Below are 24,490 nucleotides of genomic sequence, written 5' to 3' on the forward strand. Positions count from 1 at the left end.
GGCCTGGGGCTGAAATCGAGGAGACCGGTTCGGGCGGTCCGTGCGTCAGCCGTGGTCGCCGTGTCCCTTGCCGCCGCCGGAGTCACCCGACCCCTTGTCGCCGCCCGAGCCCTTGTCGGATCCCTTGTCAGAGCCCTTGTCTTTGTCGGATCCCTTGTCGCCGTCATCCTTCTTCTTGGGCGGCGGTGCCACGTAGTAGGGGTTGGAGTAGACGAGCAGCTTCTTGTCCGGCTGGTCCAGTGCCTTGCCCGGGTAGTAGTCGTCAGCCGCGCTCTGGATGCTCTTAGACATCGCGTAGCGGATGTCGGCGAGATCCACGCCCTTGTACCAGTAGTGGAACAGGTCGATCTTGTCCAGCGCCATAGATCCGGCGTCGACCACGCCCGACCACACCAGCGAAGTCATCGCCGTGCTCGACGTGATCAGCCATGTCTGGTTGCCCTCATTCGTTCCCGTCTTGCCGAACAGCTTGGTTCCGTCGTTGGGGTTTGCGATCGCGGCGGTACCGCCGGGGTGCATGACGGTCTGCAGGGCATACTCGGCGGTGGCCGCAATCTTGGGGTCGATGATCTGCTTGCAGCTGTGGTCGGGGGCGGCCAGCTCCTTGCCCGACGCGTCGGTGACCTTCGAGATGACGTAGGGCTTGCAGAACTCCCCATGGTTCGCGATCGCCGCGTACGCGCCGGCCATGGCGATGGGGGAGACGCCGTAAGCCGTGTTCCCGATGACAGAAGTCTGCGTCGTCATCTGGACGGTCTTGCCGTTCGCATACGTGACGCCCAGCGCTTCAGCATCCTTCGCCGCCTTGCACAGGTCGATCTCCGCAGCCATGCCGAAGTACCCCGAGTTCAGCGACTCCTCGGTGAACTTGAGCGGTGTGCTGTACACGCCCGCCTCGTTTCGGTAGTTGCCGACGATCACGCGACCGTCGTTCGTCCAGTTACCTTGACACGAGTTCTTCAGGCTCGGGATGACGCGGACCGTGCCGTTGACGACCTCGTTGAGCGAATGTCCCGACTGCAGCCACGCCAGCAGCGTGAACAGTTTGAACGATGAACCGGCGGGGAACCCGTTCGTGTTTCCCTGGTTGTGGTCGCCCGCATACACGATCGAGGTCTCACCGGCGGACGCCTTCACGCTGTTGTACTTCGTGTTCTGCGCGATCGACATGATCGCCCCCGTCGAGGGCTGCACGTTGACGATCGTCGATCCGTAGGTGAAACCGCTCACCTTCTTCGGTGCGTACTTCGACACCGTGCGCTGCGCGACCTTCTGCAGGTGCCAGTCGAGCGTCGTGTAGACGTTCAGACCGCCCTGGCGCAGGGCCTGCTCCCGATCGTCGCGCGTCTTCCCGAATGCCGGGTCGGTGCGGATGATCGAGGTGACGTACTCGCAGAAGTAAGGCGCGTCGGTGACGCCGCACCCCGTCTTGGGAGCCGTGATGTGAGGTGTGATAGGCGCCTTCACCGCGTCGTTGTACTGCGCGTCGGTGATCTTGCCCTCAAGATGCATGCGCCCCAGCACGTACAACTGGCGCTGCTTGGTCAGCTTGTAGCCGTCCTTCTTCGAATTGACGGCCTTGCCGTCGGCATCGGTCACAGAACCCTTCGTCATGTCGATGCGGTACGTGTTCGGGTTCTGCACCATGCCGGCCAGCGTCGCCGCCTGCGTCAAGCTCAGGTCCTTGGCATGCACGCCGAAGTAGTATTCGGCAGCCGCCTCGATGCCGTACGTCACGCCGCCGAAGTTGGCGATGTTGAGATACCCGATCAGAATGTCGTTCTTGGAGTACCGCTGCGTCAGCGCAATGGCGTAGCGCATCTCCTGCAGCTTGCGCGCGTAACCCTCCGAGCCCTGGTCGTTCGTGGCCTGGCTGTAGCACTCCTCGATCTTCTTCTGCTTCTGCTTCTTGGTGAGGTCCTTCTCGTCCTCGACGCCGTTGTAGCAGTCCTGCACGAGCACGTTCTTCACGTACTGCTGGCTGATCGTCGATCCGCCCTGGATGTCGCTGTCGCCCCGGATGTTCGACAGGAGCGCGCGGGCCGTCCCCGTCAGGTCGATGCCGCCCTCGCTGTAGAAGCGCGGGTCTTCGCTGGAGAGGATCGCGTCGTACATGACCGGCGCGATCTCCTTCCACGTGACGGGAATGCGGTTCTGGTCGTAGTACCGGGTGAGTTCCTTCTCCTTGCCGGTCTTCGGATCCTTCGCATAGATCGTGGTGGGCAGCTGCAGTTTGGCGATCTTCAGCTTGCTGGGCAGGTTGTCGAAGGTCGTGATGGCGCTGCTCGCGCTCACTCCTGCAATCGCGAGGGCCGGAGTCAGCGACATGCTCACCAGCAGGCCGGCGACCACGCCGAGCGCGACAAGCCCGAGCAGACCGCCGACGATCCCGCCGACAGTCCGTTTCATTTCCGGCCACTCTCTGCGCACGGTAGCGACGCTATGACGGCTTGCTGAGCATCAGGTGGATGCCGCGCCGAGTGTCACCGCGGCAGGAGCGTGATCAGCGACGCCTCGGGGCGGCAGCCGAAGCGCACCGGAGCGTAGATCGAGTGGCCGATACCCGCGCTCACGTTCAGGGGCACGGTGCGTCCGCCGTGCGTCCAGCGAGACAGGCCGCGCGCCTGGTCGAGGGGGATGTCGCAGTTGGCCACGAGTGCCTTCGATGAGAAGGGGACGCGCACCTGTCCGCCGTGGGTGTGGCCGCCGAAGAGGACATCGGCGCCCAGATCCGTGAACCTGTCGAGCACACGGCGGTAGGGCGCATGAGTGACGCCCCAGCTGAGGTCGGCGCCCGAGCCGAGCCCGGCGATGGCGTCGGGCAGGTCATCCAACCGATCCCAGTCGCGATGCGCGTCGCTGACACCGAAGGCGTCGATGCGCGTTCCGCCCACCGTCAGTGTGGCGGCCGCGTTGTTCAGATCTGACCAGCCGAGGTCGTCGCGCAGGAACGAATCGAGGGCCTCCGGATCGAGGTTCGTCGCGTGCGGCACGTGTTCGGAAGGCCCGAGGAAGTACTTGAGCGGGTTGCGCGGTGCCGGCGCGACGAGGTCATTCGACCCATGGACGAAGACACCGGGGATGCCGCGGAACGGTGCGAACGCGGTGCGCACGCCGTCGAGCCCCTCGGCGTGCCCGATGTTGTCGCCGGTGTTCACGATGACGTCGGGCTCCAGCGCCGCGAGGGAAGCGATCCAGCGCTGCTTGCGGTGCTGCCAGGGCGCCATGTGCGCATCGGAGAGGTGCAGCACACGAAGGGCCCGCGCGCCGTGGGGGAGGAGGCGCAGCTCATGTCGGCGCACGGTGTAGAGGTGACGTTCGATGCCGACGCCCCAGACGGCGGCGCCGACGCCGACCGCCCCCACCGTGCCGAGCACGGTGAGGGCGGCGCGCGCTGACGAGGGACTCGCCATCAGTTGCCGCGGCCGTTGCCGTTGCCGGGGCCGCCGCTGTCACCGGGGCGCCCGCCGCAGTCGTCGGCTTCGTAGTTCACGGTGATGGCGGCGTCGCGGCTGACGGCGGTGCCCTCGCCCGGCGAGGTGCCGGTGACCAGACCCGACCCGTCGTCCTTCTGCGTGCACGCCGCGGTCACATTGCTGAACCCTGCAGCCCGCAGAGAGGCCACCGCCTGCGCGGGTGCCTGCCCGGCGACGCCGGGCACTTCCAGGCCCTCACCGTTGCTCGGACTCAGCGTCACCAGGCTGCCGCCGGCCGTCTTGCCGGCTTCGGGGCTCTGCTCAGCGACCTTGCCCTTCTCCACGGTCGAGTCGACCTCCTTGCCGACCTTCACCTGGAAGCCGGCATCCGTCAGCGTCTTCGTGGCGTCATCGATCGACATGCCGACCACCGAGGGGAGGTTCACGAGCACCTGTCGGGTCAGGGACGAATCGGGCTGTGGGAACGAACCACCCTTATAGATCTTGTCGATGGCACCCTGGATCTGCCGTGCCAGCGGATATCGCAGGCTGGAGAGCTGATAGTACTTGTAGTACCGGTGGAAGATGTCGGGCGTCGTGTGGTAGCCGCCGTCGGCGTTGCCGACCCAGTTTGCCGTTGTCACCTTGGTGCTCGAAGTGATCAGCCATGTCTGCAGGTTGTTGTGGGTACCCGTCTTGCCGATCAACTCGGTGCCGTCGTTCGGGTTGCCCTGCGCCCCCGAGCCGCCTTGCGACAGCGGCCCCTTGAGCGCATACGCGGCCGTCGCCGCGACGTTCTCGTCGAGCACCTGCTCGCACGTGGTGTCGGGGACCGGCACGTCCTTCCCCGAAGAATCGGTGATCTTGTCGATGACCTTCGGCTCGCAGTACTTACCCTTGTTCGCGACGGTCGCGTATGCCGCGGCCATCGCCAGCGGCGAAACGTTATCGGAGCCGATGATCTCTGCCGGCAGCGGAGGGTTGTCCGGGTCGGAGCCGTCGGTGGCCAGGCCGACCGGCTTGCCGTTGCCCAGCGTGACACCGAGCCGGGTGGCGACCTTTCCGATGTCGCAGAGATCCAGCTGCTGCGCCATACCCATGAACCCCGTATTCAGCGACTGCTTGGTGAACGACATGGGCGTGCCGAACACACCCCGCTCCTTGTTGTAGTTCGGGATGTCGCCGTCGTTGACATGCACCGTGCCGCCGTCGACGCAGCTGTCCTTCCAATCGGTGCGGTTGTACTTGCGGCCGTCCACGATCTGGTTGACGGATTTGCCCTGCTCGAGCCAGTCCAGGAGGGTGAACAGCTTGAACGTCGATCCAGCATTGAAGCCGATGGAACCGCCGAGCTTGCTGCTACCGGCGTAGACGACCGACGATTCGCCCTTCTTGGCCTTGCCGCTGGAGACGTAGTCGGTGTTCTGCGCCATCGCCAGAACCCGTCCGGTCGAGACCTCGACGCTCACCGAGGTTGAGCCGAGGTCCATGTTGTCTTGGTAGGAAGGGATCCAGTCGTCCTGTGCCTTCTGGGCGGCCTTCTGCACGGCCGGATCCAGCGTGGTGTAGATCTTGAGACCACCCTTCTGCAGGAGGTCGGCGCCGATATCCGGGTCCTGCTTGAGAACCGCCGTCACGTAGGCGCAGAAGTAGGCTGCCGAACCGGCCGCGCAGCCGTTCTTGGCCACCTTGATGTGGGGTTCGATCGGCGCCTTGACGGTTTCGTCGTGCTGCTTCTGGGTGATCTTGCCGTCCTTGAGCATGCGGTCCAAGACGTAGGTCTGCCGCTGCTTGGTGAGCTTGTAGCCGTCCTTCTTGGAGTTGACGCCGTTGCCGTCGGAGTCGGTGACCGAACCGCCCTCCATGTCGATGCGGTATGTGTTCGGGTTCTGCACCATGCCCGCGAGCGTCGATGCCTGCGAGAGGTTCAGATCCTTCGCGTGCACGCCGAAGTAGTGCCACGCGGCGGCCTCGATGCCGTACGTCGTGCCGCCGAAGTTCGCGAGGTTCAGATAGCCGACCAGGATGTCGTTCTTCGAGTACTTCTGCTCGAGCGAGATGGCGTAGCGCATCTCCTGCAGCTTGCGCTCATAGCCGTCTGCGCCGCTGCTGTCACTGGCCTTCAACCAGCAGGCGTTCAGCTCTTTGTCGGTCGTGGCCGACCAGTAGCACTTGTTCAACTGCACGTTCTTGACGTACTGCTGGCTGATCGATGACCCGCCCTGGGTCTGCGAACCGCCCTTGATGTTCGAGATCAGCGCGCGGGTCGTGCCGATGAGATCGATGCCGCCGTGCTCGTAGTAGCGGGGGTCTTCGCTCGAGAGCAGTGCGTCATACATCACCGTGTTCACCTGCTTGAAGGTGACCGGCGACCTGTTCTGGTCGTAATACGTCGCCATCAGGGTGTTCTTGCCCTTGTCGTCGGTGTAGTAGATCTTCGACGGCAGGATCAGCTTGTCGATCTGCAAGACGCTCGGCAGGTTGTTGAACATGTCGATCGCGCCGGTGGCAGCGGCACTGGTGACGGCGACGGCGGGGGTGACGGTCGCCGTGATCAGGACACCGGCGACAGCGCTCAGGCCGATGAGGCCGAGGACGCCGCCGAGCACGCCGGATGCCTTGCGTTTCGAGTGGGGCATAGGGTTGATCGTAAAGGAGATATCTGGGCGATGCCTCCAGGAGTCTCCGTCGTGAATCCTGTGACCCCCTGCCGAAGGAGCCCGCGTCGCGATGACCGCCTGGGAATACCTCACCACACCGCTGGTGATCCACAACACCGCCGCCATCCTGAACAACTGGGGCAAGCAGGGCTGGGAGCTCGTGCAGGTCGTCCCCGGCCCCGAGGGCGGTCTCGTCGCCTACTTCAAGCGCCCGGTCGCCGACGGTTCGTCGGCGAATGCGGGATTGGATGCCGCGGCCGACGCCGCGCGTCGGTTCGGGGGGAACTGATCATGACCGTTTCGCAGACGCTCGCCGACCTGGGCATCGAGCTGCCCGACGTCGTCCCACCCGTGGCGGCGTACATTCCCGCCGTCGTGCACGGTGACCTCGTCTACACCTCCGGCCAGCTGCCGATGTCGGGCGGGGCGCTGCCCGCGACCGGCAAGGTCGGGGCAGAGGTGTCGGCCGACGACGCCGCCTCCTATGCGCGCCAGTCGGCGCTGAACGCTATCGCCGCGGCCGCGGACGCCGTCGGCGGGGTCGACCGACTCACCGGCGTCGTGAAGGTCGTCGGGTTCGTGGCATCCACCCCCGACTTCACCGGCCAGCCCGGCGTCATCAATGGCGCGAGCGAGTTGCTGGGCCAGGTGTTCGGCGAGGCCGGCCGCCATGCACGCTCGGCCGTCGCGGCCCCCGTGCTGCCGCTGGACTCGCCCGTCGAGGTCGAGGTCATCTTCTCGTTCGTATAGGGCGGCCGACCGCAGCCCTCGCTCGCGGCATATCCACCTGCTTTCGCGAAATTCTCACGCGGGGCGTACGCGGGGGGCCGCACGAGAGCGCGAAGGGCCGGTGCCCGGGGAATTCCCGGCACCGGCCCTTCGCGTGTGTCGCGCGGCTTACTTCACCTGTGCCGAGATAACGCTCATGACCGCAGTGTCGGCCAGCGTCGTCGTGTCGCCGACCTCCTTGCCGTCGGCGACGTCTCGCAGCAGGCGGCGCATGATCTTGCCCGAGCGGGTCTTGGGCAGTTCGCTGACGATGTAGATGTCGCGCGGGCGAGCGATCGGACCGATCTGCTCACTGACCCACGACCGCAGCTGCACCGCGAGTCCTTCGGGCGTGTGCGCGGACAGATAGCTCTCCTTGAGGATCACGAACGCGACGACGGCCTCGCCGGTCGTCTCGTCCTTCGCGCCGACCACGGCAGCCTCGGCGGTGGCCTCGTGAGCGACCAGCGATGACTCGATCTCTGTCGTCGACAGGCGGTGGCCCGACACGTTCATGACGTCGTCCACGCGACCGAGCAGCCAGATGTCGCCGTCCTCGTCCTTGCGGGCTCCGTCGCCGGCGAAGTAGTAGCCCTGCTCGGCGAACTTGGCCCAGTAGGTCTCTTTGAACCGCTCCGGGTCGCCCCAGACACCGCGCAGCATCGACGGCCACGGGGCGGTGACCACCAGCAGGCCGCCGTTGCCGTTCGCCACCGGCTGTCCGCTTTCATCGACCACGTCGACGAGGATGCCCGGCAGCGGCACCTGGGCCGAGCCCGGCTTGGTCGCCGTGACGCCGGGCAGGGCGGCGACCATCGTGGCACCGGTCTCGGTCTGCCACCACGTGTCGACGATCGGGGTCTCGCCGTGACCGATGATGTCGCGGTACCAGACCCACGCCTCGGGGTTGATCGGCTCGCCGACCGAGCCGAGCAGGCGCAGGCTCGACAGGTCGCGCTCCTGCGGAATCTGCCGGCCCTGCTTCATGAACGAGCGGATCGCAGTGGGCGCGGTGTAGAGGATCGACACACCGTACTTCTCGACGATGTCCCACCAGCGGCCTGGTTGCGGAAACTCGGGCGTGCCCTCGTAGATGACCTGCGTCGCGCCGAGCGCGAGCGGCCCGTAGACGACGTAGGTGTGACCGGTGACCCAGCCGATGTCGGCGGTGCACCAGAAGACGTCCGACTCCGGGTGGATGTCGAGCGTGTACTTGTTCGTGAAGGCAGCCTGTGTGAGGTAGCCGCCGGAAGTGTGGATGACGCCCTTGGGTTTTCCCGTCGTGCCCGAGGTGTACAGGATGTACAGCGGGTTCTCGGCGGGGAAGGCGGGCGCCTCATGCTCGTCGGACGCATTGTCGACCGTGTCGTGCCACCACAGATCGCGCTCGTCGTCCCAGTCGACGTCGTTGCCGCCGCGCTTGACCACGAGCACGTGCTCGACGGTCTCCTGCGCGCCGTTCCCGCGGTCGGCGAGCGCCTGGTCGACGGCGGGCTTGAGCGCCGAGACCTTGCCCTTGCGGTAGCCGCCGTCGGCCGTGATCACGACACGGGCGGCCGCGTCATCCACCCGCGAGCGCAGACTGTCGGCCGAGAACCCGCCGAACACGACGGAGTGGATAGCACCGATGCGCGCACAGGCGAGCATGGCGATGACCGCTTCCGGGATCAGCGGCATGTAGATGGCGACGCGGTCGCCATGACCGATACCCAGCCCCTCGAGTGCGTTGGCGGCCTTCTTGACCTCGCGGGTCAGTTCGGCGTAGGTGATGCGGCGCTCGTCGCCGGGCTCGCCTTCGAACAGCAGCGCGACGCGGTCGCCGTTGCCCGCCTCGACGTGACGATCGAGGCAGTTGTAGGCCACCGACAGCTCTCCGTCGTCGAACCACTTCGCGAACGGCGCGTTCGACCGGTCCAGAACCTGCGTGAACGGCTTGTGCCAGTGCAGCAGCTCGCGCGCCTGGTCGGCCCAGAAGCCCTCGCGGTCGGCGGCAGCGCGCTCATAGAGGTCGGCGGTGCCGTTGGCCTGGGCGGCGAACTCGGGTGACGGTGCGAACTGACGTTCTTCGTCGAGGAGATGGTCGATGGTACTGCTCATAGTGCGCTCCTTTGCGAGGGACAGTCATCCGGTGACGTGCAACCGGGCCGCGGTCAATCTACTCCGCGCGTCTGGAAGCGACTACCTCCGATAGTGGGTGGTCGGTGTCGTTGTCCAGCCTGCGAGATGAGGAAATCGGAACCTGATATATCGTCATGCGTCGGCTGGATTTGTTTGGCAGGCACGCAGAAAGTGCGTATGCTCATCCTCGGCCGAACATTCGATTCTGGCATTGCGGCACCCGACCACCCCCCCGATTGCGGTGCTGCGCGTGGCGGCATCCCATTCCCCCCATGGGATGCCGCCCTCATTTTCTCCCGCCGTCGATGAGCGGCATCGACCGACGATGCGCCACGCGCACTGCGCGTCGGTTCCTCCCCAGGCGGGGGTGTCGCGCGAGTTGTCCACGGATGTCGGGAACCGGCACCCGCGGTGGCCGTCGCGCTGCCTACATTCGACGCATGCCTGAGCCGTTCGTCGTCCGTCCCCGTCGCGGGACCACCGGCGTGCCCGGGCGTCTGCCGGACCAACGCGAGGCCGCCGCCTTGGCAGCGAGGGCCGTGCCGGCACGGGAGCACGAATGGCCGACCGCGCTCGCACCACTGGCCGAGTTCCTCGACGACGCCGCGGTCACCGACCTGTTCGTGAACGGGGCATCTGGTCTGTTCGTCGATCGCGGGAACGGCGCGGAGCGTGCGGTCCGCTGGCGAGCCGGTGAGTCGGATGTGCGAGAGCTTGCCGTTGCGCTGATAGGACTCGGTGGACGGCACATCGACGACGCGCATCCCGCCGTCGACGTGCGGCTCGAAGGCGGGATGCGCGTCCACGCCGTGCTGCCGCCGGTCGCGCGCCGGGGCACGCTCATCTCGATCCGCATCCCGCGGCGCACGCGGCTGGATCTCGCCGGGCTGGTACATGCCGGTGCCGTCGACGCCGCAGGGCATGCGCGGCTCGAACAGCTCATCGCGGCGCGCGAGAACCTGTTGATCACCGGCGGCGCCGGCACCGGCAAGACCACGCTGCTGTCGGCGATGCTCTCGCTCGTGCCGCGCAACGAGCGCATCGTGACCATCGAAGACGTGGCCGAGCTCGCCCCAGACCACCCGCACCACGTGTCGCTCGAGGCCCGGCAGGCCAACCTCGAGGGCGCCGGTGGGGTGGGACTGGCGCGGCTGGTGCGAGAGGCCCTGCGCATGAGACCCGATCGGCTCGTCGTGGGCGAGTGTCGCGGCGAAGAGGTCCGTGAGCTGCTGAGCGCGCTGAACACCGGACATGACGGCGGCGCGGGCACTCTCCATGCGAACAGCCTCGCCGATGTGCCCGCCCGGCTGGAGGCCCTCGGCGCGCTCGCCGGCCTCGGTGACATCGCGCTGGCTCGCCAGGTGGCGAGCGCCATCGGCTGCGTCATCCACCTGCACCGCGGCCGTGACGGCGTGCGTCGGGTCGCCGGCGCCGGCAGGCCTGTGGTGCGCGACGGGCGTCTCGCGATCCAAGAGCTGCCATGGGACTGAAGCACGCCGCCGCCCCCGCACGTGCCGATGCCGGCACGGTGCTGCGCCTCGCCGTCCTGCTGCAGGCAGGAGTCGCGCCGGCCGATGCGTGGCGGTACCTCGCGGAGGCGGGGGATGCCGCAGCAGCCGTGGTCGCCGCGAAGCTGGGTGCCGGCGGCGACGTGCCCTCGGCGATCGGTGCGCTTGCCGGGTGGGGCGACGTGGCTGCGGCCTGGCGCATCGCCGAGACCGTGGGAGCGCCGCTGGCCGAGAGTCTGCGCGGCATCGCCGCGGCCCTGCAAGATGCGGCACGGACCCGAGACGAGGTGCGCATCGCCCTTGCCGAGCCGGCCGGTACGGCAAGGCTCATGTCTTGGCTGCCGCTCGTGGCCGTCGCCCTCGGTGCCGCGCTCGGGTTCGACACGCTGCGCACCCTCGCCACCAATCCGATCGGCATCGGATGCGCGCTGGGCGGCGTCGGCCTCATCCTGGCCGCGCATCGCTGGAACACGCGTCTCGTGCGGCGCGCCGATCCCGACGAGGCCGTCGCCGGACTCGGCGCCGACCTGATGGCGATCGCGCTGTCTGGCGGTGTGTCGCTGGACCGCGCGACGGAGCTCGTGAGGGCGGCCGGCGCCGTCCAACCCGATGACGAGACCCGCGGCATCCTGACCCTTTCCCACAGCGCCGGCGTGCCGGCGGCCGAACTGCTGCGGGCGGCCGCGGGGCTCGCGCGGCACCGCGCGCGCACCGACGGGCGGATGCGCGCGGCGCGACTCTCGTCGTCGCTGCTCGTGCCGCTGGGCGTGTGCACGCTGCCGGCCTTCCTGCTGCTGGGCGTCGCGCCCATGCTGCTCAGCGTGCTGTCGACCACGCCCTTGTCGCTGTGAACGAACGTGCCCATCCATCCCTATCTATAAGGAGAACGCCATGAGTATCCCCACCCTCACCCGCCGGCGCGCCGAGCGGCTGTTCCTGGACGAGGCCGACGACGTCGGGGCTGCGACCGCCGAGTACGCCATTGCGACGATGGCGGCGGTGGCCTTCGCGGGGCTGCTGGTCGTGATCATGCGCTCAGACGAGGTCCGCGGCATCCTCACCGACCTTGTCCGCCGCGCGCTCACGGTCTCATGAGCACCCGGTGGGGCGACCGCGGCTCGGTGACCGCCGAGTTCGCGGTCGTCCTCCCGGCCGTCGTGCTGGTGCTCGTGCTGGGTGCGGCTGTGCTGGGCGCATGCGGCCGTCAGGTGCGGTTGCAGGATGCCGCGGCCGATGCCGCGCGTCTTGTAGCACGTGGCGAGCCGGTGTCGAGGGCGTCGGCAGCGGTGGGAGCGGCCGTGGCGGGCGCGAGCACCGCGGTCAGCCACCGCGACGATCTCGTGTGCGTGCAGGCCTCGGCCCCGGCGGGTGTGCCGCTCGTGCCGGTCACGCTGCACGCCGACTCGTGCGCGTTGGCCGGGGGACTGTGATGCTCGCTCGTCGGAGCGGCGCGGAAACCGTCGCCTGATGGCCGGGAGCATCCTCGCGGTGGGGGCGATCGGCTGTGCCGCCGCCCTGACCATGGGGCTGGCGACGGTAGGTGCTGCCGCCGTGCAGTCGCAGCGCGCCGCCGACGCCGCCGATGCCGCGGCGCTGGCGGCCGCCGACGGCGCGTCGGGTGTGGCTTTCGGCGTGCCCTGCGAGTTGGCGGCGCGCGTCGCAGCCGCCGGCGGTGCGGCCGTGACCTCGTGCGCCGTGGACGGTCTTATCGCGACGGTGACGGTGGCGGTGCCGTTCGGCGCCGTCACAGCCACGGCGACGGCCCGCGCGGGGCCGCCGGGAGAATGAGCGCTCGGTCAAGGCGTCTGGCCGGAGTGCGAGCCCTCGGCGACCTCCTCGATGGCCTTCGCGTTGAACGCAGGCAGGTCGTCGGGCGTGCGACTGGAGACGAGACCCTGGTCGACGACGACCTCTTGGTCGACCCACGTGGCACCGGCGTTGCGCAGATCGGTGCGCAGGCTCGGGTAGCTCGTGAGGGTGCGCCCCTCGACGACGCCGGCCTCGATCAGGATCCAGGGCCCGTGGCAGATCACTGCGACCGGCTTGTGCTGCGCGAAGAAGTCGCGCACGAAGTCGACGGACGGCTGATCCATGCGCAGGTGATCGGCGTTGACGACGCCGCCCGGCAGCACCAGCGCGTCGAAGTCGTCGGCGTGGGCCTGCTCGGCGTGCAGATCGACGGCCTGCACGTGGCCGTTCTTTCCTGTGATCTCATCGCCGTCGGGGGCGATCATCGTCGCGGACGCCCCGGCCGCGGTCAGCGCGTCCCACGGGCTGGTCAGTTCCGCGTCCTCGAATCCATCGGTGGCGAGGAACGCGACGGTCCGGTCGGTCAACTGTGCCATGATGCATATCCCTTCTCTTGCTCTCCCGCCCAGGGTCTGGGCAGGCTCTCCGAGCGGTGAAGGGGGTGGTCAGGATGCTCTCGACGTGCTAGCCGGGCTCGACGTCGCACGCGCGTGTAGACCTCTCCGCCTGAGATGAAAGCGGCGCCGCACTCAGGAATCTGTGTGTATGGTGTGCTTCGAAGAAAGGACCACCCCTTTGGCACACGGTAAGAAGCTCGTCATCGTCGAGTCCCCGACGAAGATGAAGTCGATCCAGGGATACCTGGGCGACGGCTACGAGGTGCTCAGCTCTGTCGGTCACATCCGCGATCTCGCCGATCGCAAGGCGATTCCGGCTGAGCTGAAGAAGACCTCGGTGGGGCGCTACTCGATCGACATCGAGAACGACTTCTCGCCGTACTACGTCGAGTCGGAGCGTGGCAAGAAGACGGTCGCCGAGCTCAAGCGCGCACTCAAGACAAGCGACGAGCTCCTGCTCGCCACTGATGAGGACCGCGAGGGCGAGGCCATCGCGTGGCACCTCCTCGAGGCGCTCAAGCCCAAGGTGCCCGTCAAACGCATGGTGTTCCACGAGATCACGAAGGACGCGATCCGCGCCGCCGTCGACAAGACGCGCGAGCTCGACCTCAACCTCGTCGACGCGCAGGAGACCCGTCGCATCCTCGACCGGCTCTACGGATGGGACGTCTCGCCGGTCCTCTGGCTGAAGGTGCAGCAGGGACTGTCGGCCGGCCGCGTGCAGTCGGCCGCCACGCGTCTGGTCGTCGATCGCGAACGTGAGCGCATCGCGTTCGTCTCCGCGTCGTACTGGGATGTCGCGGCCACTGCCTCGAAGGAGAAGGACGCCTTCGGCATCCAGCTCGTCCGCCTGGGCGGTGCGTCGATCGCCCGCGGGTCCGACTTCGACGACGCCGGAAAACTCAAGAAGGCCGTCGTCGTGCTGGACGAAGCGGCCGCCCGAGCGCTCGCCGACGAGGTCGCGACCGCCGGAGAGGCCTCCGTCACCAAGCTGGAGTCCAAGCCGGGCACCCGTCGCCCCTATGCACCGTTCACCACCTCGACCATGCAGCAAGAGGCCGGGCGGAAGCTCTCGATGAGCGCGAAGCACGCGATGAGCGTGGCCCAGCGTCTGTATGAGAAGGGGTACATCACCTATATGCGCACCGACTCCACGGCGCTGTCGACGCAGGCCGTGCAGGCCGCGCGTGAGCAGGCCGTGGAGCTGTACGGCCCCAAGGCCGTGCCGTTGAACCCCCGGGTGTACAAGAGCAAGAGCAAGAACGCGCAGGAGGCCCACGAGGCCATTCGCCCCTCCGGCGAGCATTTCCGTACGCCGTCGTCGGTGTCGGGCTCGCTCGACCGCGACGAGCTGCGCTTGTACGACCTGATCTGGAAGCGCACAGTCGCCAGCCAGATGTCCGACGCGACATACGAGACCACCACCGTCACACTCGAGATCGTGCTCGCCGAGAAGAAGGCCGAGTTCACGGCATCCGGCACCGTCTACACCTTCAAGGGCTTCCTCGAGGCGTACGAAGAGGGACGGGACGAGAAGCGGTCCGACGCCGACAAGCATGACGACCAGGCGCTGCCCCAGATGGCTGTCGGCGACGTGCTTGCCATCCGCGACGTCGAGCCGAAGGGCCACGCCACCAGCCCCAAGCCGCGCTACACCGAAGCGTCGCTGGTCAAGGCTCTGGAGGAGAAGGGCATCGGACGCCCCTCGACGTTCGCGAGCATCATCGACACGATCATCGCTCGCGGCTACGTGACCAAGCGCGGGCAGGCGCTCGTGCCCAGCTGGGTCGCATTCAGCGTGGTGCGGCTGCTCGAGCAGCACTTCACCGAGCTGGTGGATTACGACTTCACCGCGGCGCTCGAAGACGATCTCGACGCCATCGCCCGCGGCGAGCGAAAGCGCGTCGACTGGCTCAAGGACTTCTACTTCGGCTCCGGCGACCACACCGGTCTGCGCGCCATCGTCGACAACCTCGGCGACATCGACGCCCGCGAGCTGAACTCCACGCGCGTCACCGATAACGCCGTGCTGCGCATCGGGCGATACGGGCCCTACCTCGAGGTCATCGACCCCGAGCATCCCGACGCCGATCCGCGCCGGGTGAACATCCCCGAAGAGCTTGCACCTGATGAGCTGACGGCCGCCAAGGCACAGGAACTCATCGACGCCCCCGTTGCGGGCGACCGCGTGCTCGGAGAAAACCCCGACAACGGCAAGGTCATCGTCGTCAAGGATGGCCGCTACGGCCCGTACGTGCAAGAGAACGATCCGCCGACGGACGAAGAGGTGGATGCCGCGACCGGCGAGGTGACCGAGCCTGCCACGTCCGCGAAGAAGAGCGCGAAGAAGGCCGCGGCGCCCAAGCCCCGCACCGCGTCGCTGTTCAAGACGATGTCGGTCGACACGATCGACCTCGAAGACGCGCTCAAGCTGCTGTCGCTGCCGCGCGTGGTGGGCGCCGATCCCGAGTCGGGCGAGGAGATCACCGCGCAGAACGGCCGGTACGGTCCGTACCTGAAGAAGGGCACCGACTCGCGCACGCTCGATTCCGAGCAGCAGCTTTTCGACATCACGCTCGACGAGGCATTGGAGCGGTACAAGCAGCCCAAGTACGGCGCACGACGCGCCTCGAGCGCGCTCAAGGAGTTCGAGGCCGATCCGGTCAGCGGCAAGCCGATCAAGCTGCGTGACGGGCGCTTCGGCCCGTATGTCACCGACGGTGAGACCAACGCCACGGTGCCGCGCGGTGAAGACGCGATGGCCGTCGACTTCGCCCGGGCTGTGCAGCTGCTCGCCGACAAGCGCGCGAAGGGACCGGCCAAGCGCAAGCCCGCGGCCAAGAAGCCCGCCGCGAAGAAGTCGACCGCGGCGAAGAAGAAGTGACCGGCCTGTTCGTCACGTTCGAGGGCGTCGACGGCGTCGGCAAGACCACGCAGGCCGCGCTCCTGGAGCAGTGGCTGCGCGATGCCGGCCGCGAAGTCGTGCGCACGCGTGAGCCGGGCGGCACCGAGGTGGGCGAGCGCATCCGCGACATCGTGCTCCACCATCGCGGGCACGTGGATCCGCGGGCCGAGGCCCTGCTGTACGCCGCCGATCGCGCGCATCACATCGCGACGGTCGTGCAGCCTGCTCTCGAGCGCGGGGGCGTGGTCATCCAGGACCGCTATCTCGACTCGTCGGTGGCCTACCAGGGCGCCGGACGCGTGCTCGACGCCGACGACGTGCGCCGGCTCTCACTGTGGGCGACCGAAGGGCTTCTGCCCGACGTCACGGTGCTGCTCGACCTCGACGAGGCCGATGCCCGTCGTCGCCTCGACGCCGACGACAAGCCGTTCGACCGCCTCGAGGCCGAGAAAGCCGACTTCCACGCACGGGTGCGGGCGGCGTTCCTGCGACTGGCTGAGGCCGAACCCGAACGGTTCCTGGTGGTGGATGCCGCGCAGCCGGTCGAGTGGATCGCCGAGCTCGTGAGGGTCCGCGTGACCGAGCGCCTGGCGTGACGCGCGGTGTCGGGTGCCACGGTTAGGCTGGTCGGCATGGACGCCGCCTCCGAGACCGTGACCCGCGTCTCTGAGCGTGCGGTCCCGTGGGGCGAAGTGTGGGGGCAAACCGACGCCGTGCGCTCGCTGCAGGCCGCGGCATCCGACCCTGCAGAACTCACGCATGCGTGGCTCATCACCGGCCCCCCTGGTTCGGGCCGCTCCACGATCGCCCGAGCCTTCGCCGCGGCGCTGATCGCCGAGCCCGGTGACGAGCTCGTCATGCGCCAGGTGCTCGCGGGCACGCATCCCGACTACACGGCACTGCGCACCGAGGGCGTCATCATCTCGATCAAAGACGCGCGGGCACTCGTCGAGCGTTCGTACTTCGCGCCGTCCCTCGGTCGTTATCGCGTGATCGTGATGGAAGACGCCGACCGCATGAGCGAGCGCACCTCGAACGTGCTGCTGAAGGCGCTCGAAGAACCGCCCGAGCGCACCATCTGGGTCCTGTGCGCGCCGAGCGACGCCGACCTGCTCCCGACGATCCGCTCTCGGGTACGGGTCCTGCGCCTGCACGACCCCGAGATCGCCGACGTGGCGGCCCTCGTGGCCGAGCGCACCGGCGTGGACGTGCAGATCGCCGAGCAGTCGGCCCGACACGCACAGCGGCACATCGGCATGGCGCAGCGACTGGCGACGGATGCCGCGTCCCGTGATCGGCGTGATGCCATGCTGCGCGCGGTGCTGAAGGTGCGCGGAGTGTCGACGGCCGTCGAGGCCGCCGCTCAGATCGATGCGGGTGCCTCCGATGACGCAAAGGCGCTGACTGCCGAGCGCGACGAGGCCGAGCGCGCCCAGCTGCTCGCGACGATGGGCGTGGCGCCCGGCGCGGCGGTTCCACCGGCAGTCCGTTCGCAGGTGAAGGCCCTCGAAGACGAGCAGAAGCGGCGTGCGACCCGCAGCCGGCGCGATGGCGTCGATCGGGTGCTCACCGATCTGCAGTCGATGTACCGCGACGTGCTCATGCTGCAGTTCGGGCGCGATCACGATCTCATCAACCGTGAGCTCGAGCCCGAACTGCGTGCCGTTGCCAAGGCGTGGGAGCCCGCGCGCACTGTCACCGTGCTCGACGCCATTTCGGCGACCCGTAAGAACATCGAGCAGAATGTCGCTCCGGCACTCGCGCTGGAGAGCATGCTCATCACCGTCGCAAGCGGAAGGACCCCGTGAACACCAAGACCCGTCTGCTGGCAGTGCTCGCCGGTGTGGCCGTGGCATCCGTCTCCCTGTCCGGGTGCCTGTTCACCGTCATCCCCGACGGGGGAGCGGCCTCATCTCAACCTGCGTCGAGCCCCACTCCCGACGCGGAGGGCGTGGCATCCGAACTGCTGCCGTTCTACACGCAGACGATCGACTGGTCGTCGTGCGCGGGTGCTGATCAGTGCGCCGACATCGATGCTCCGCTCGACTGGAACGATCCGGGCAAAGGCAAGGTCTCGCTGTCGATCATCAAGCACGGCGCGACCGGCACCTCGCAGGGGGCGCTTCTGGTCAATCCCGGGGGACCGGGCGCCAGCGGCGTCGAGCTCATCCGCGACTCGCTCGATTACGCCGTGGGATCGACCCTCGCCGAGCACTACGACGTGATCGGCTTCGATCCGCGTGGCGTGGGCGGGTCCACGGCGGTGAAGTGCTTCAACGCCAAGCAGATGGATGCATACCTATTCGACATCCCCAGCGCACCGCGCAACACCGCCGAGTGGCGCGAAGAGGTCCTCGCTTCGGCGAAGGGCTTCGCGCAGGCGTGCGAGGAGAACAGCGGCGGCATCCTGCCCTACATCACCACCGAGTTCGCGGCACGTGACATGGACCTCATGCGCGCCGTGCTCGGCGACAAGAAGCTCAACTACCTGGGCTACTCGTACGGCACGTTCCTCGGGGCGACGTACGCAAAGCTGTACCCGCAGAAGGTGGGGCGGTTCGTGCTCGACGGCGCGCTCGACCCGTCGACCTCGTCACTCGAGGTGAGCGTGACCCAGGGCGTCGGGTTCGAGTCGGCGCTGCGCGCCTACATGGCGTCATGCCTGAAGACTCGGGGATGCCCCTTCTCGGGGACGGTCGACGACGCGATGTCGAGCCTGGGCGCGCTGTTCGCCAGGGTCGACAAGTCGCCACTGCGCAACACCGACGGGCGCATGCTCGGTGCCGACGCGATGCTGACCTCGATCGTGGCCGCGCTCTACTCGCAAGACAGCTGGCAGTACCTCACCCAGTCGCTCGCGGGCATCGCCAAGGGCAACCCGAGCATCGCCTTCCAGCTCGCTGACTTCTATTACAACCGCGTGGATGGAAAGTATCAGGACAACTCGCAGGAGGCATTCACGGCCTACAACTGCATGGACTACCCGAATGACGCGACCGACGCGCAGATAGCGGCCGCGCAGGCGACGCTGAAGCAGAAGGCCCCGGTGATCGCGCCGTACTGGAACGTCGACATCGACGGCTGCGAGAGCTGGCCGGCGAAGGCGACGGGCGTGCGTGAAGAGATCCACGCCGCGGGTGCGGGCCCTATTCTCGTCATCGGCACGACCAACGACCCGGCGACCCCGTACACCTGGGCCCAGGCGCTTGCGAAGCAGCTGGATTCGGGCATCCTGATCACCCGCGTCGGTGAGGGGCACACCGGATTCAACAAGGGCAACAGCTGCGTCGATGACACCGTGAACGACTACTTCGTCGACGGCACGGTACCCGACGCCGACGTGCGTTGCGACTGAGCTCGGACGATTTCACGGGTCGCCCTGCGACCATGTAAGATCGATCATCGTGCACAGCGCACGCCGCCTTAGCTCAGTCGGCAGAGCGATTCACTCGTAATGAATAGGTCGTCGGTTCGATTCCGACAGGCGGCTCACACAGAAGGCCCCCTCGAAAGAGGGGGCCTTCGTCGTGTGTGGGGAGTGTCAGACGCGTCGGTAGGACGACGCCATCGGGCAGTCGAACGGGTCGCGTGCGGCCAGGCCGACGCGGTTGAGATACCCGATCACGATCGCGTAGGAGCGCCACAGCGTCGTCTCCACGTAGGGCACGTCGAGCGTGGCGCACTGGTCGCGCACGAGCTCGCGAGCACGCGCGAGATGCGGACGCGGCATGCTCGGGAACAGGTGGTGCTCGACCTGGTAGTTGAGGCCGCCCATCAGCCAGGTGGCCCACCAGCCGCCGGTGATGTTGCGCGAGGTGCGCACCTGCTTGCTGAAGAAGTCGAGCTTCGCCGTGCGGTCGATGACCGGCATGCCCTTGTGGTTCGGCGCGAACGAAGCGCCCATGTAGATTCCGAAGACCGCCAGCTGCACTCCGAGGAACGCGAAGGCCATGCCCAGCGGCAGCAGCAGGAACACCGGTACGACGAAGATCGCGAAGCGCAGCGCGATCAGGCCCAGCTCGATCCAGCGGCCCTTCACGGGCTTGCGCGTCAGCAGGTGGGTGAACGCCAGCCGGTGCAGGTTGATCCCCTCGAAGGCCAGCAGCGGGAAGAACAACCAGCCCTGACGGCGGGTGATCGCGCGACGCAGACCGCGCGCGGTTGCGGCGTCTTCGTCGAGGAATGAGATCGTGTCGATCTCGATGTCGGGGTCACGACCGACCCGATTCGGGTTGGCGTGGTGGCGGGTGTGCTTGTTGCTCCACCACGAATAGCTCATGCCGACCACGCCGTTGCCCAGCAGCCGCGCGAGACGGTCGTTTGCGGGGCCTGAGGAGAGGATCTGGCGGTGCGCGGCCTCGTGCGAGAGGAAAGCGACCTGCGTGAAGAGGATGCCGAGCCCCCCGGCGATCAGCAGCTGGAACCAGCTGGCGCCCAGGAGCAGGAAGCCCGTGACGGCTCCGCCGAAGCCGAGAGCGATCAGCAGGCCCACGAAGGCGTAGAACCACGGTGTGCGAGCCAGCAGCCCGCTCTCCCGGGCAACCTGCGACACGTCAGTGAACGCACGGGTGAGCGGCGGAAAGTCCTCGGTGCGCGCGTAGGTCTGACGAACGGGCCCGAGCCGCGGCTCGAGGGTGGTGGAGGAGATGAGAGCACCTGTGCTTTCGATCGTGACCGCTTCGGCCATGGAGCCAAGGGCAGTTGCCGATCGCTGATGCCCACCCTACGCGCGGTCACGTGCGCGAGGCGGAATATACAGGCCCCGCACAGACACAGAACGGCCGGGGTCCAGATGAGGACCCCGGCCGTTCTTCGAGAGATCAGAGCGGGCGGATGTTTGCCGCCTGCATGCCCTTGGGGCCCTGCTCGGCGTCAAACTCGACCTTCTGCGCCTCGCGCAGCTCCTTGAAGCCGTTGCCGGTGATCGCGCTGTAGTGCGCGAACAGGTCGGCGGAGCCGTCGTCGGGTGCAATGAACCCGTAGCCCTTTTCGGCGTTGAACCATTTCACGGTGCCAGTGGCCATCGTGTCTTTCCTTCTGTTGTGCGGGCCGCCGGAGCGGCCGGGGGTGCCGCGCCGACGAATGCGGAGCGGACGGCGGGATCGGCGACGGGACTCCGGCGCCGAAAGATTGGATGCCTCGACCGCCGCGACCGCGTCGGAACGGGTCGCATGCAGACCGAGGTCGGCACCGAGGCCGCTGTGTGCGGCGTAGCCGTGCACGGTGACCTCGATGAAACCAGCATACGCACCTGCGAGGTGTGCGACGTGGACGTCGTCGTCGGCCTGGCGCCATTGCACGGCGGCGACGGGGACGGAAGCGGGGGAAGACATGAAGAACCTTGGCTGTGTGACGCGGGGCAGGCCACGCGTAGGAGATGGATGCGGCGTTGTGCGCCGGTGCGGACGTCGGTCCACGAACTGCTCGACGGTGAGGCGGCAGGATCACGACGTGCGGTGCGCCCCGAAGGGCACCTCCACCCTAGCACGACCCCGCTGTCAGCCGACTGCGAGCATGACGCCCGCCGCGAGGGCGAGCACCAGACCCGCCCACTGCACGGTGGCGATGCGCTCGCGCAGCACGAGGGCCGCGAGGATGATCGTGCCGGCCGGATACATCGCCGTCAGCGCTGAAACAACCGAGAGGTCGCCCATCCGCAGCGCGACGAGCATGACCGCGTTGGCGGAGGCGTCGGCCAGCCCGCAGACGGCCGCCAGCCACCAGGCGCTCGGCGCAATCCCGGCGTTGGCGACCGCGCCGGTATCGCCGACGGCATGCTCGAGGTCGGCATGGCCGGTGGGCGTCGCGCCGATCTCCACGCCCTGGGCGGCCAACACCTGTCGCGCGCTTCGCCCGCGGCGTCGGCCGGCAAGAAGCAGCATCCCGACGATCACTCCGGTGATGACGGCATTCGTCCCGCGATTGACCACGAGCGGCAGGATGCCGCTGGTCGACGATGTCTGATCGATCGCGATGACGAAGGCGCCGATCGCGAGCCCTGCGCCCGCTGCCATCACGAGCCCCCGCGCAGCAGGGCGCACGGCGGCCTCACCGGGGATGAACCCCACCAGCACGACCGCCACCAGCGCGACGCCGAGCCCGGCGTAGCCCACTGCGCTCAGCTGCTCGCCGTCGACGAGCAGTCCCCATGTCATCGGCGCGATGGCCGAGACGACGGCGGTCAGGGGAGACAAGATGCTCATCGGACCGATGGCGAGACACGCGTACAGGAGGGCGATGGCGATCGCGCCGAAGACCCCCGAGAGGGCGCCCCATGCCGCATCCACCCCGTTCCACTCGCCGCCCAGCACCGGGGACAGCGCCGCGAGCAGAACGAGCCCGGATGCCGCGGCGACGGCCGTGGCGACGATCGAGCGCAGCCGCTTGGCGGCAAGGCCCCCGAGGAAGTCCGCCGAGCCGTAGACGAGCGCGCCGAAGAGAGCGATGGCTGCGGCGGGCATGACGTCAGCCTAGAGTGTCGCCGTCTGCCGAAGAGGCTCTCTAGTCTGGGGGCATGATGTCGCGACCTCGTCCGCACACTCGTCGAGAGCTCCGTGAGCAGAGCAGGTTGCCGACGCGGTGGCTGCGCATCGGCATCCCGGTGCTGCTGGTACTCGTGTGGCTGGTCGGGGGAGCCATCGGCGGCCCGTACTTCGGAAAGGTCAGCGAGGTCTCCACGAACGACCACGCGGCGTACCTGCCCGACTCGGCCGAGTCGACGGTCGTGCAGAACAGGTTGGCCGACTTCACCGGCAGCGACAGCATCCCGGCCGTCGTCGTGGTCACCGCCGACGACGGTGCGAAACTCACTGACGATCAGCTCTCCGCGCTGCGCGATCTCGTCGACCCACTCGGCGACGTCGCCGGTGTGAACGGCAGTGTGTCGCCGCCGATCACCTCCGACGACGGCAAGGCGGTGCAGCTGTTCGTGCCGATGGGCACCGAAGAGGTCTCCGACTCGGTCGATGCCGTGCGCACCGCTCTCGACGCAGACCTCCCCGACGGTACGACGGCGTGGATCACGGGACCCGCCGGGTTCACCGCCGATCTCGTGCAGGGGTTCCTCGGCATCGACGGCCTGTTGCTGGGGGTTGCGCTGCTCGCCGTGTTCGTCATCCTCGTGATCGTGTACCGGTCACCGCTGCTGCCGATCCTCGTGCTGGCGACCGCCTGCTTCGCACTGTGTGTGGCGCTGCTCACCGTCTGGTGGCTCGCCAAGGCGGGGGTGGTGGTCCTCAACGGTCAGGTGCAGGGCATCCTCTTCATCCTGGTGATCGGCGCCGCCACCGACTATGCGCTGCTGTACGTCGCGCGATATCGCGAGGCCGTGGCGCAGGGGGCGAAGCGGTGGGATGCCACGACCACCGCCTGGCGCGGCGCGTTCGAGCCGATCCTCGCTTCCGGCGGCACGGTGATCGCGGGCCTGCTCTGTCTGCTGCTCAGCGATCTGGCCACCAACCGGGCCCTCGGGCCGATCGCCTCCATCGGCATAGCGTTCGCGATCCTGTCGGCGCTGACGTTCCTGCCGGCACTGCTGGCTCTGGTCGGGCGGGCGGCGTTCTGGCCGTTCATCCCCAGGCAGCCGCTCGCGACGATTCCCGACGACCTCACCGTGCCGGTCAAGGGTTTCTGGCCGCGTCAGGCGCGGCTGGTGGCCCGGCACTCGCGTCCGGTCTGGATCGTGTGCCTGGTGGTCCTCCTGGCGGCCGGCACCGGCATCCTGCAGTTGAAGGCCGAGGGCGTGCCCACCAGCGACCTCGTCACGAGCGCGTCCCAGGCCCGCGACGGTCAGGCCGTGCTTGGCGAACACTTCGACGCCGGCAGCGGCAGTCCGGTGTACGTGCTCGTCGAGAAGGCCGATCTGGACCGCGCCGCGGTGGTGATGGATGCCTCGCCCGGCCTCGAGTCACTGGCCGCGGCATCCGACGACTCCCCATCGGGGCAGGCGACGGTCACCGTTGACGACGGCGACGTGACGATCGCCGCGCAGGGGCCGCCCGGAACCGCCGCACCAGAGCCGACCGTGTCGGACGGGCAGGTGCTCCTGACCGGCACGCTCGCCGACCCAGCCGACTCGGACGCGGCCGAGCAGACGGTGCGCGACCTGCGCGGTGCGCTGTCGACCGAACTCGGCGACAGCGCGGTGCAGGTGGGCGGGGTGACCGCGACCGACATCGACACGAACGACACGTCGATCCGCGACCGCACGCTCATCATCCCGATCGTGCTCCTGGTGATCTTCGTGATCCTGATGCTGCTGCTGCGGGCGGTCCTCGCGCCGGTGCTGCTGATGCTGTCGGTGATCGTGTCGTTCGCTGCCGCCATGGGCGTGTCGGCCCTGGTGTTCAACCACGTCTTCCAGTTCCCGGGGGCAGACCCGGCGGTGCCGCTGTACGGCTTCGTGTTCCTCGTCGCGCTGGGGGTGGACTACAACATCTTCTTGATGACGCGCGTGCGTGAGGAGTCGAAGCGACACGGCACGCGGCCGGGCATCATGCGCGGGCTCGTGGCCACCGGCGGCGTGATCACCTCGGCAGGTCTCGTTCTGGCCGCGACGTTCGCGGCGCTCGCCGTCATCCCGATCCTGTTCCTCGCGCAGATAGCGTTCATCGTCGCATTCGGCGTGCTGCTGGATACGTTCATCGTGCGCTCCCTGCTGGTACCGGCCGTCTCGTACGACATCGGGCGCGCGATCTGGTGGCCGTCGAAGCTGTGGCGCAGGGGAGTGGATGCCCGGACCCGCGACTGA

20 protein-coding genes and 1 tRNA gene are annotated in these 24,490 nt (G+C 67.9%); 13 read left to right on the plus strand and 8 right to left on the minus strand.

Annotation, left to right across the window (positions count from 1 at the left end):
- Positions 1-45: 45 nt before the first annotated feature.
- The 3 genes from PU630_RS04335 to PU630_RS04345 all read right to left on the minus strand — a co-directional run bounded on the left by PU630_RS04335 (position 46) and on the right by PU630_RS04345 (position 6,055).
- Positions 46-2,409, minus strand: a complete 2,364-nt coding sequence (locus PU630_RS04335; protein ID WP_275279127.1) for a transglycosylase domain-containing protein — start codon at positions 2,407-2,409, stop codon at positions 46-48.
- A gap of 74 nt (positions 2,410-2,483) precedes the next feature.
- Positions 2,484-3,413 (minus strand): metallophosphoesterase, encoded by a 930-nt coding sequence (locus PU630_RS04340; protein ID WP_275279128.1) that lies wholly within the window; start codon positions 3,411-3,413, stop codon positions 2,484-2,486.
- A complete protein-coding gene (locus PU630_RS04345; RefSeq protein WP_275279129.1) occupies positions 3,413-6,055 on the minus strand; it encodes a transglycosylase domain-containing protein in 2,643 nt (880 codons plus the stop codon). Before PU630_RS04345 ends, PU630_RS04340 begins: the two co-directional genes overlap by 1 nt.
- A 91-nt stretch (positions 6,056-6,146) precedes the next feature.
- Here PU630_RS04345 and sp36 point away from each other — a divergent pair, with 91 nt between their 5' ends.
- Both sp36 and PU630_RS04355 read left to right on the plus strand, forming a co-directional pair.
- Positions 6,147-6,365, plus strand: coding sequence for a Sp36 family protein (gene sp36 / locus PU630_RS04350; protein ID WP_275279130.1), 219 nt, complete (start codon positions 6,147-6,149; stop codon positions 6,363-6,365).
- 2 nt (positions 6,366-6,367) lie between these two features.
- On the plus strand, positions 6,368-6,826 hold the full coding sequence (locus tag PU630_RS04355) for a RidA family protein (RefSeq protein ID WP_275279131.1): 459 nt from the start codon (positions 6,368-6,370) through the stop codon (positions 6,824-6,826).
- A gap of 147 nt (positions 6,827-6,973) precedes the next feature.
- On the opposite strand, the gene acs is transcribed toward PU630_RS04355, so the two are convergent.
- Complete coding sequence (gene acs, locus PU630_RS04360) at positions 6,974-8,941, minus strand: acetate--CoA ligase (protein ID WP_275279132.1); 1,968 nt, start codon at positions 8,939-8,941, stop codon at positions 6,974-6,976.
- Positions 8,942-9,402: 461 nt separating this feature from the next.
- Between acs and PU630_RS04365 the strand changes: the two genes are divergently transcribed.
- The 5 genes from PU630_RS04365 to PU630_RS04385 are packed head-to-tail and all read left to right on the plus strand — an operon-like array spanning position 9,403 to position 12,258.
- On the plus strand, positions 9,403-10,452 hold the full coding sequence (locus tag PU630_RS04365) for a TadA family conjugal transfer-associated ATPase (RefSeq protein WP_275279133.1): 1,050 nt from the start codon (positions 9,403-9,405) through the stop codon (positions 10,450-10,452).
- Entirely contained in the window at positions 10,443-11,321 is an 879-nt protein-coding gene (locus tag PU630_RS04370) for a type II secretion system F family protein (RefSeq protein ID WP_275279134.1), read from the plus strand. The genes PU630_RS04365 and PU630_RS04370 overlap by 10 nt, the downstream gene beginning before the upstream one ends.
- 40 nt (positions 11,322-11,361) lie before the next feature.
- The gene (locus PU630_RS04375) at positions 11,362-11,565 is read left to right on the plus strand and encodes a DUF4244 domain-containing protein (RefSeq protein WP_275279135.1); all 204 of its coding nucleotides are present in this window, start codon (positions 11,362-11,364) and stop codon (positions 11,563-11,565) included.
- Positions 11,562-11,900 (plus strand): TadE family type IV pilus minor pilin, encoded by a 339-nt coding sequence (locus tag PU630_RS04380; RefSeq protein WP_275279136.1) that lies wholly within the window; start codon positions 11,562-11,564, stop codon positions 11,898-11,900. Before PU630_RS04375 ends, PU630_RS04380 begins: the two co-directional genes overlap by 4 nt.
- Positions 11,901-11,937: 37 nt before the next feature.
- On the plus strand, positions 11,938-12,258 hold the full coding sequence (locus PU630_RS04385) for an Rv3654c family TadE-like protein (protein WP_275279137.1): 321 nt from the start codon (positions 11,938-11,940) through the stop codon (positions 12,256-12,258).
- 8 nt (positions 12,259-12,266) lie between these two features.
- Here PU630_RS04385 and PU630_RS04390 read toward each other — a convergent pair whose 3' ends face one another.
- Positions 12,267-12,815: a type 1 glutamine amidotransferase domain-containing protein gene (locus PU630_RS04390; RefSeq protein WP_275279138.1), complete on the minus strand. Its 549-nt coding sequence runs from the start codon at positions 12,813-12,815 to the stop codon at positions 12,267-12,269.
- Between the two features lie 199 nt (positions 12,816-13,014).
- Between PU630_RS04390 and topA the strand changes: the two genes are divergently transcribed.
- From topA to PU630_RS04415, 5 genes are all read left to right on the plus strand, one after another.
- On the plus strand, positions 13,015-15,720 hold the full coding sequence (gene topA / locus PU630_RS04395; RefSeq protein WP_275279140.1) for a type I DNA topoisomerase: 2,706 nt from the start codon (positions 13,015-13,017) through the stop codon (positions 15,718-15,720).
- Entirely contained in the window at positions 15,717-16,337 is a 621-nt protein-coding gene (gene tmk / locus PU630_RS04400; protein WP_275279141.1) for a dTMP kinase, read from the plus strand. The genes topA and tmk overlap by 4 nt, the downstream gene beginning before the upstream one ends.
- 36 nt (positions 16,338-16,373) lie before the next feature.
- Positions 16,374-17,549 (plus strand): DNA polymerase III subunit delta', encoded by a 1,176-nt coding sequence (locus tag PU630_RS04405; protein WP_275279142.1) that lies wholly within the window; start codon positions 16,374-16,376, stop codon positions 17,547-17,549.
- Entirely contained in the window at positions 17,546-19,096 is a 1,551-nt protein-coding gene (locus PU630_RS04410) for an alpha/beta hydrolase (protein ID WP_275279144.1), read from the plus strand. The genes PU630_RS04405 and PU630_RS04410 overlap by 4 nt, the downstream gene beginning before the upstream one ends.
- A 62-nt stretch (positions 19,097-19,158) precedes the next feature.
- Positions 19,159-19,231 (plus strand) — tRNA-Thr (locus tag PU630_RS04415).
- Positions 19,232-19,282: 51 nt separating this feature from the next.
- Here PU630_RS04415 and PU630_RS04420 read toward each other — a convergent pair.
- The 3 genes from PU630_RS04420 to PU630_RS04430 all read right to left on the minus strand — a co-directional run bounded on the left by PU630_RS04420 (position 19,283) and on the right by PU630_RS04430 (position 22,202).
- Positions 19,283-20,428, minus strand: a complete 1,146-nt coding sequence (locus PU630_RS04420) for a fatty acid desaturase family protein (protein WP_275279146.1) — start codon at positions 20,426-20,428, stop codon at positions 19,283-19,285.
- Between the two features lie 133 nt (positions 20,429-20,561).
- Positions 20,562-20,765, minus strand: coding sequence for a cold-shock protein (locus PU630_RS04425; RefSeq protein WP_275280023.1), 204 nt, complete (start codon positions 20,763-20,765; stop codon positions 20,562-20,564).
- A 474-nt stretch (positions 20,766-21,239) separates the two neighbouring features.
- Positions 21,240-22,202 (minus strand): EamA family transporter, encoded by a 963-nt coding sequence (locus PU630_RS04430; RefSeq protein WP_275279148.1) that lies wholly within the window; start codon positions 22,200-22,202, stop codon positions 21,240-21,242.
- A 56-nt stretch (positions 22,203-22,258) separates the two neighbouring features.
- On the opposite strand from PU630_RS04430, the gene PU630_RS04435 reads away from it, so the two are divergent.
- Positions 22,259-24,490, plus strand: coding sequence for an MMPL family transporter (locus PU630_RS04435; RefSeq protein ID WP_428981994.1), 2,232 nt, complete (start codon positions 22,259-22,261; stop codon positions 24,488-24,490).

It is taken from the genome of Microbacterium horticulturae, assembly GCF_029094505.1.
Lineage (GTDB): Bacteria > Actinomycetota > Actinomycetes > Actinomycetales > Microbacteriaceae > Microbacterium > Microbacterium horticulturae.

What these genes read in the sequence shown, in the direction of transcription:
- PU630_RS04385 (WP_275279137.1), top strand. Translation starts at nt 11,938, where the DNA reads ATGGCCGGGAGCATCCTCGCGGTGGGGGCGATCGGCTGTGCCGCCGCC.
- PU630_RS04390 (WP_275279138.1), bottom strand. Translation starts at nt 12,815, where the DNA reads ATGGCACAGTTGACCGACCGGACCGTCGCGTTCCTCGCCACCGATGGA.
- PU630_RS04365 (WP_275279133.1), top strand. Translation starts at nt 9,403, where the DNA reads ATGCCTGAGCCGTTCGTCGTCCGTCCCCGTCGCGGGACCACCGGCGTG.
- PU630_RS04405 (WP_275279142.1), top strand. Translation starts at nt 16,374, where the DNA reads ATGGACGCCGCCTCCGAGACCGTGACCCGCGTCTCTGAGCGTGCGGTC.
- PU630_RS04420 (WP_275279146.1), bottom strand. Translation starts at nt 20,428, where the DNA reads ATGGCCGAAGCGGTCACGATCGAAAGCACAGGTGCTCTCATCTCCTCC.
- acs (WP_275279132.1), bottom strand. Translation starts at nt 8,941, where the DNA reads ATGAGCAGTACCATCGACCATCTCCTCGACGAAGAACGTCAGTTCGCA.
- PU630_RS04335 (WP_275279127.1), bottom strand. Translation starts at nt 2,409, where the DNA reads ATGAAACGGACTGTCGGCGGGATCGTCGGCGGTCTGCTCGGGCTTGTC.
- PU630_RS04370 (WP_275279134.1), top strand. Translation starts at nt 10,443, where the DNA reads ATGGGACTGAAGCACGCCGCCGCCCCCGCACGTGCCGATGCCGGCACG.
- PU630_RS04345 (WP_275279129.1), bottom strand. Translation starts at nt 6,055, where the DNA reads ATGCCCCACTCGAAACGCAAGGCATCCGGCGTGCTCGGCGGCGTCCTC.
- sp36 (WP_275279130.1), top strand. Translation starts at nt 6,147, where the DNA reads ATGACCGCCTGGGAATACCTCACCACACCGCTGGTGATCCACAACACC.
- PU630_RS04375 (WP_275279135.1), top strand. Translation starts at nt 11,362, where the DNA reads ATGAGTATCCCCACCCTCACCCGCCGGCGCGCCGAGCGGCTGTTCCTG.
- PU630_RS04435 (WP_428981994.1), top strand. Translation starts at nt 22,259, where the DNA reads ATGTCGCGACCTCGTCCGCACACTCGTCGAGAGCTCCGTGAGCAGAGC.
- PU630_RS04340 (WP_275279128.1), bottom strand. Translation starts at nt 3,413, where the DNA reads ATGGCGAGTCCCTCGTCAGCGCGCGCCGCCCTCACCGTGCTCGGCACG.
- PU630_RS04425 (WP_275280023.1), bottom strand. Translation starts at nt 20,765, where the DNA reads ATGGCCACTGGCACCGTGAAATGGTTCAACGCCGAAAAGGGCTACGGG.
- PU630_RS04380 (WP_275279136.1), top strand. Translation starts at nt 11,562, where the DNA reads ATGAGCACCCGGTGGGGCGACCGCGGCTCGGTGACCGCCGAGTTCGCG.
- PU630_RS04430 (WP_275279148.1), bottom strand. Translation starts at nt 22,202, where the DNA reads ATGCCCGCCGCAGCCATCGCTCTCTTCGGCGCGCTCGTCTACGGCTCG.
- PU630_RS04355 (WP_275279131.1), top strand. Translation starts at nt 6,368, where the DNA reads ATGACCGTTTCGCAGACGCTCGCCGACCTGGGCATCGAGCTGCCCGAC.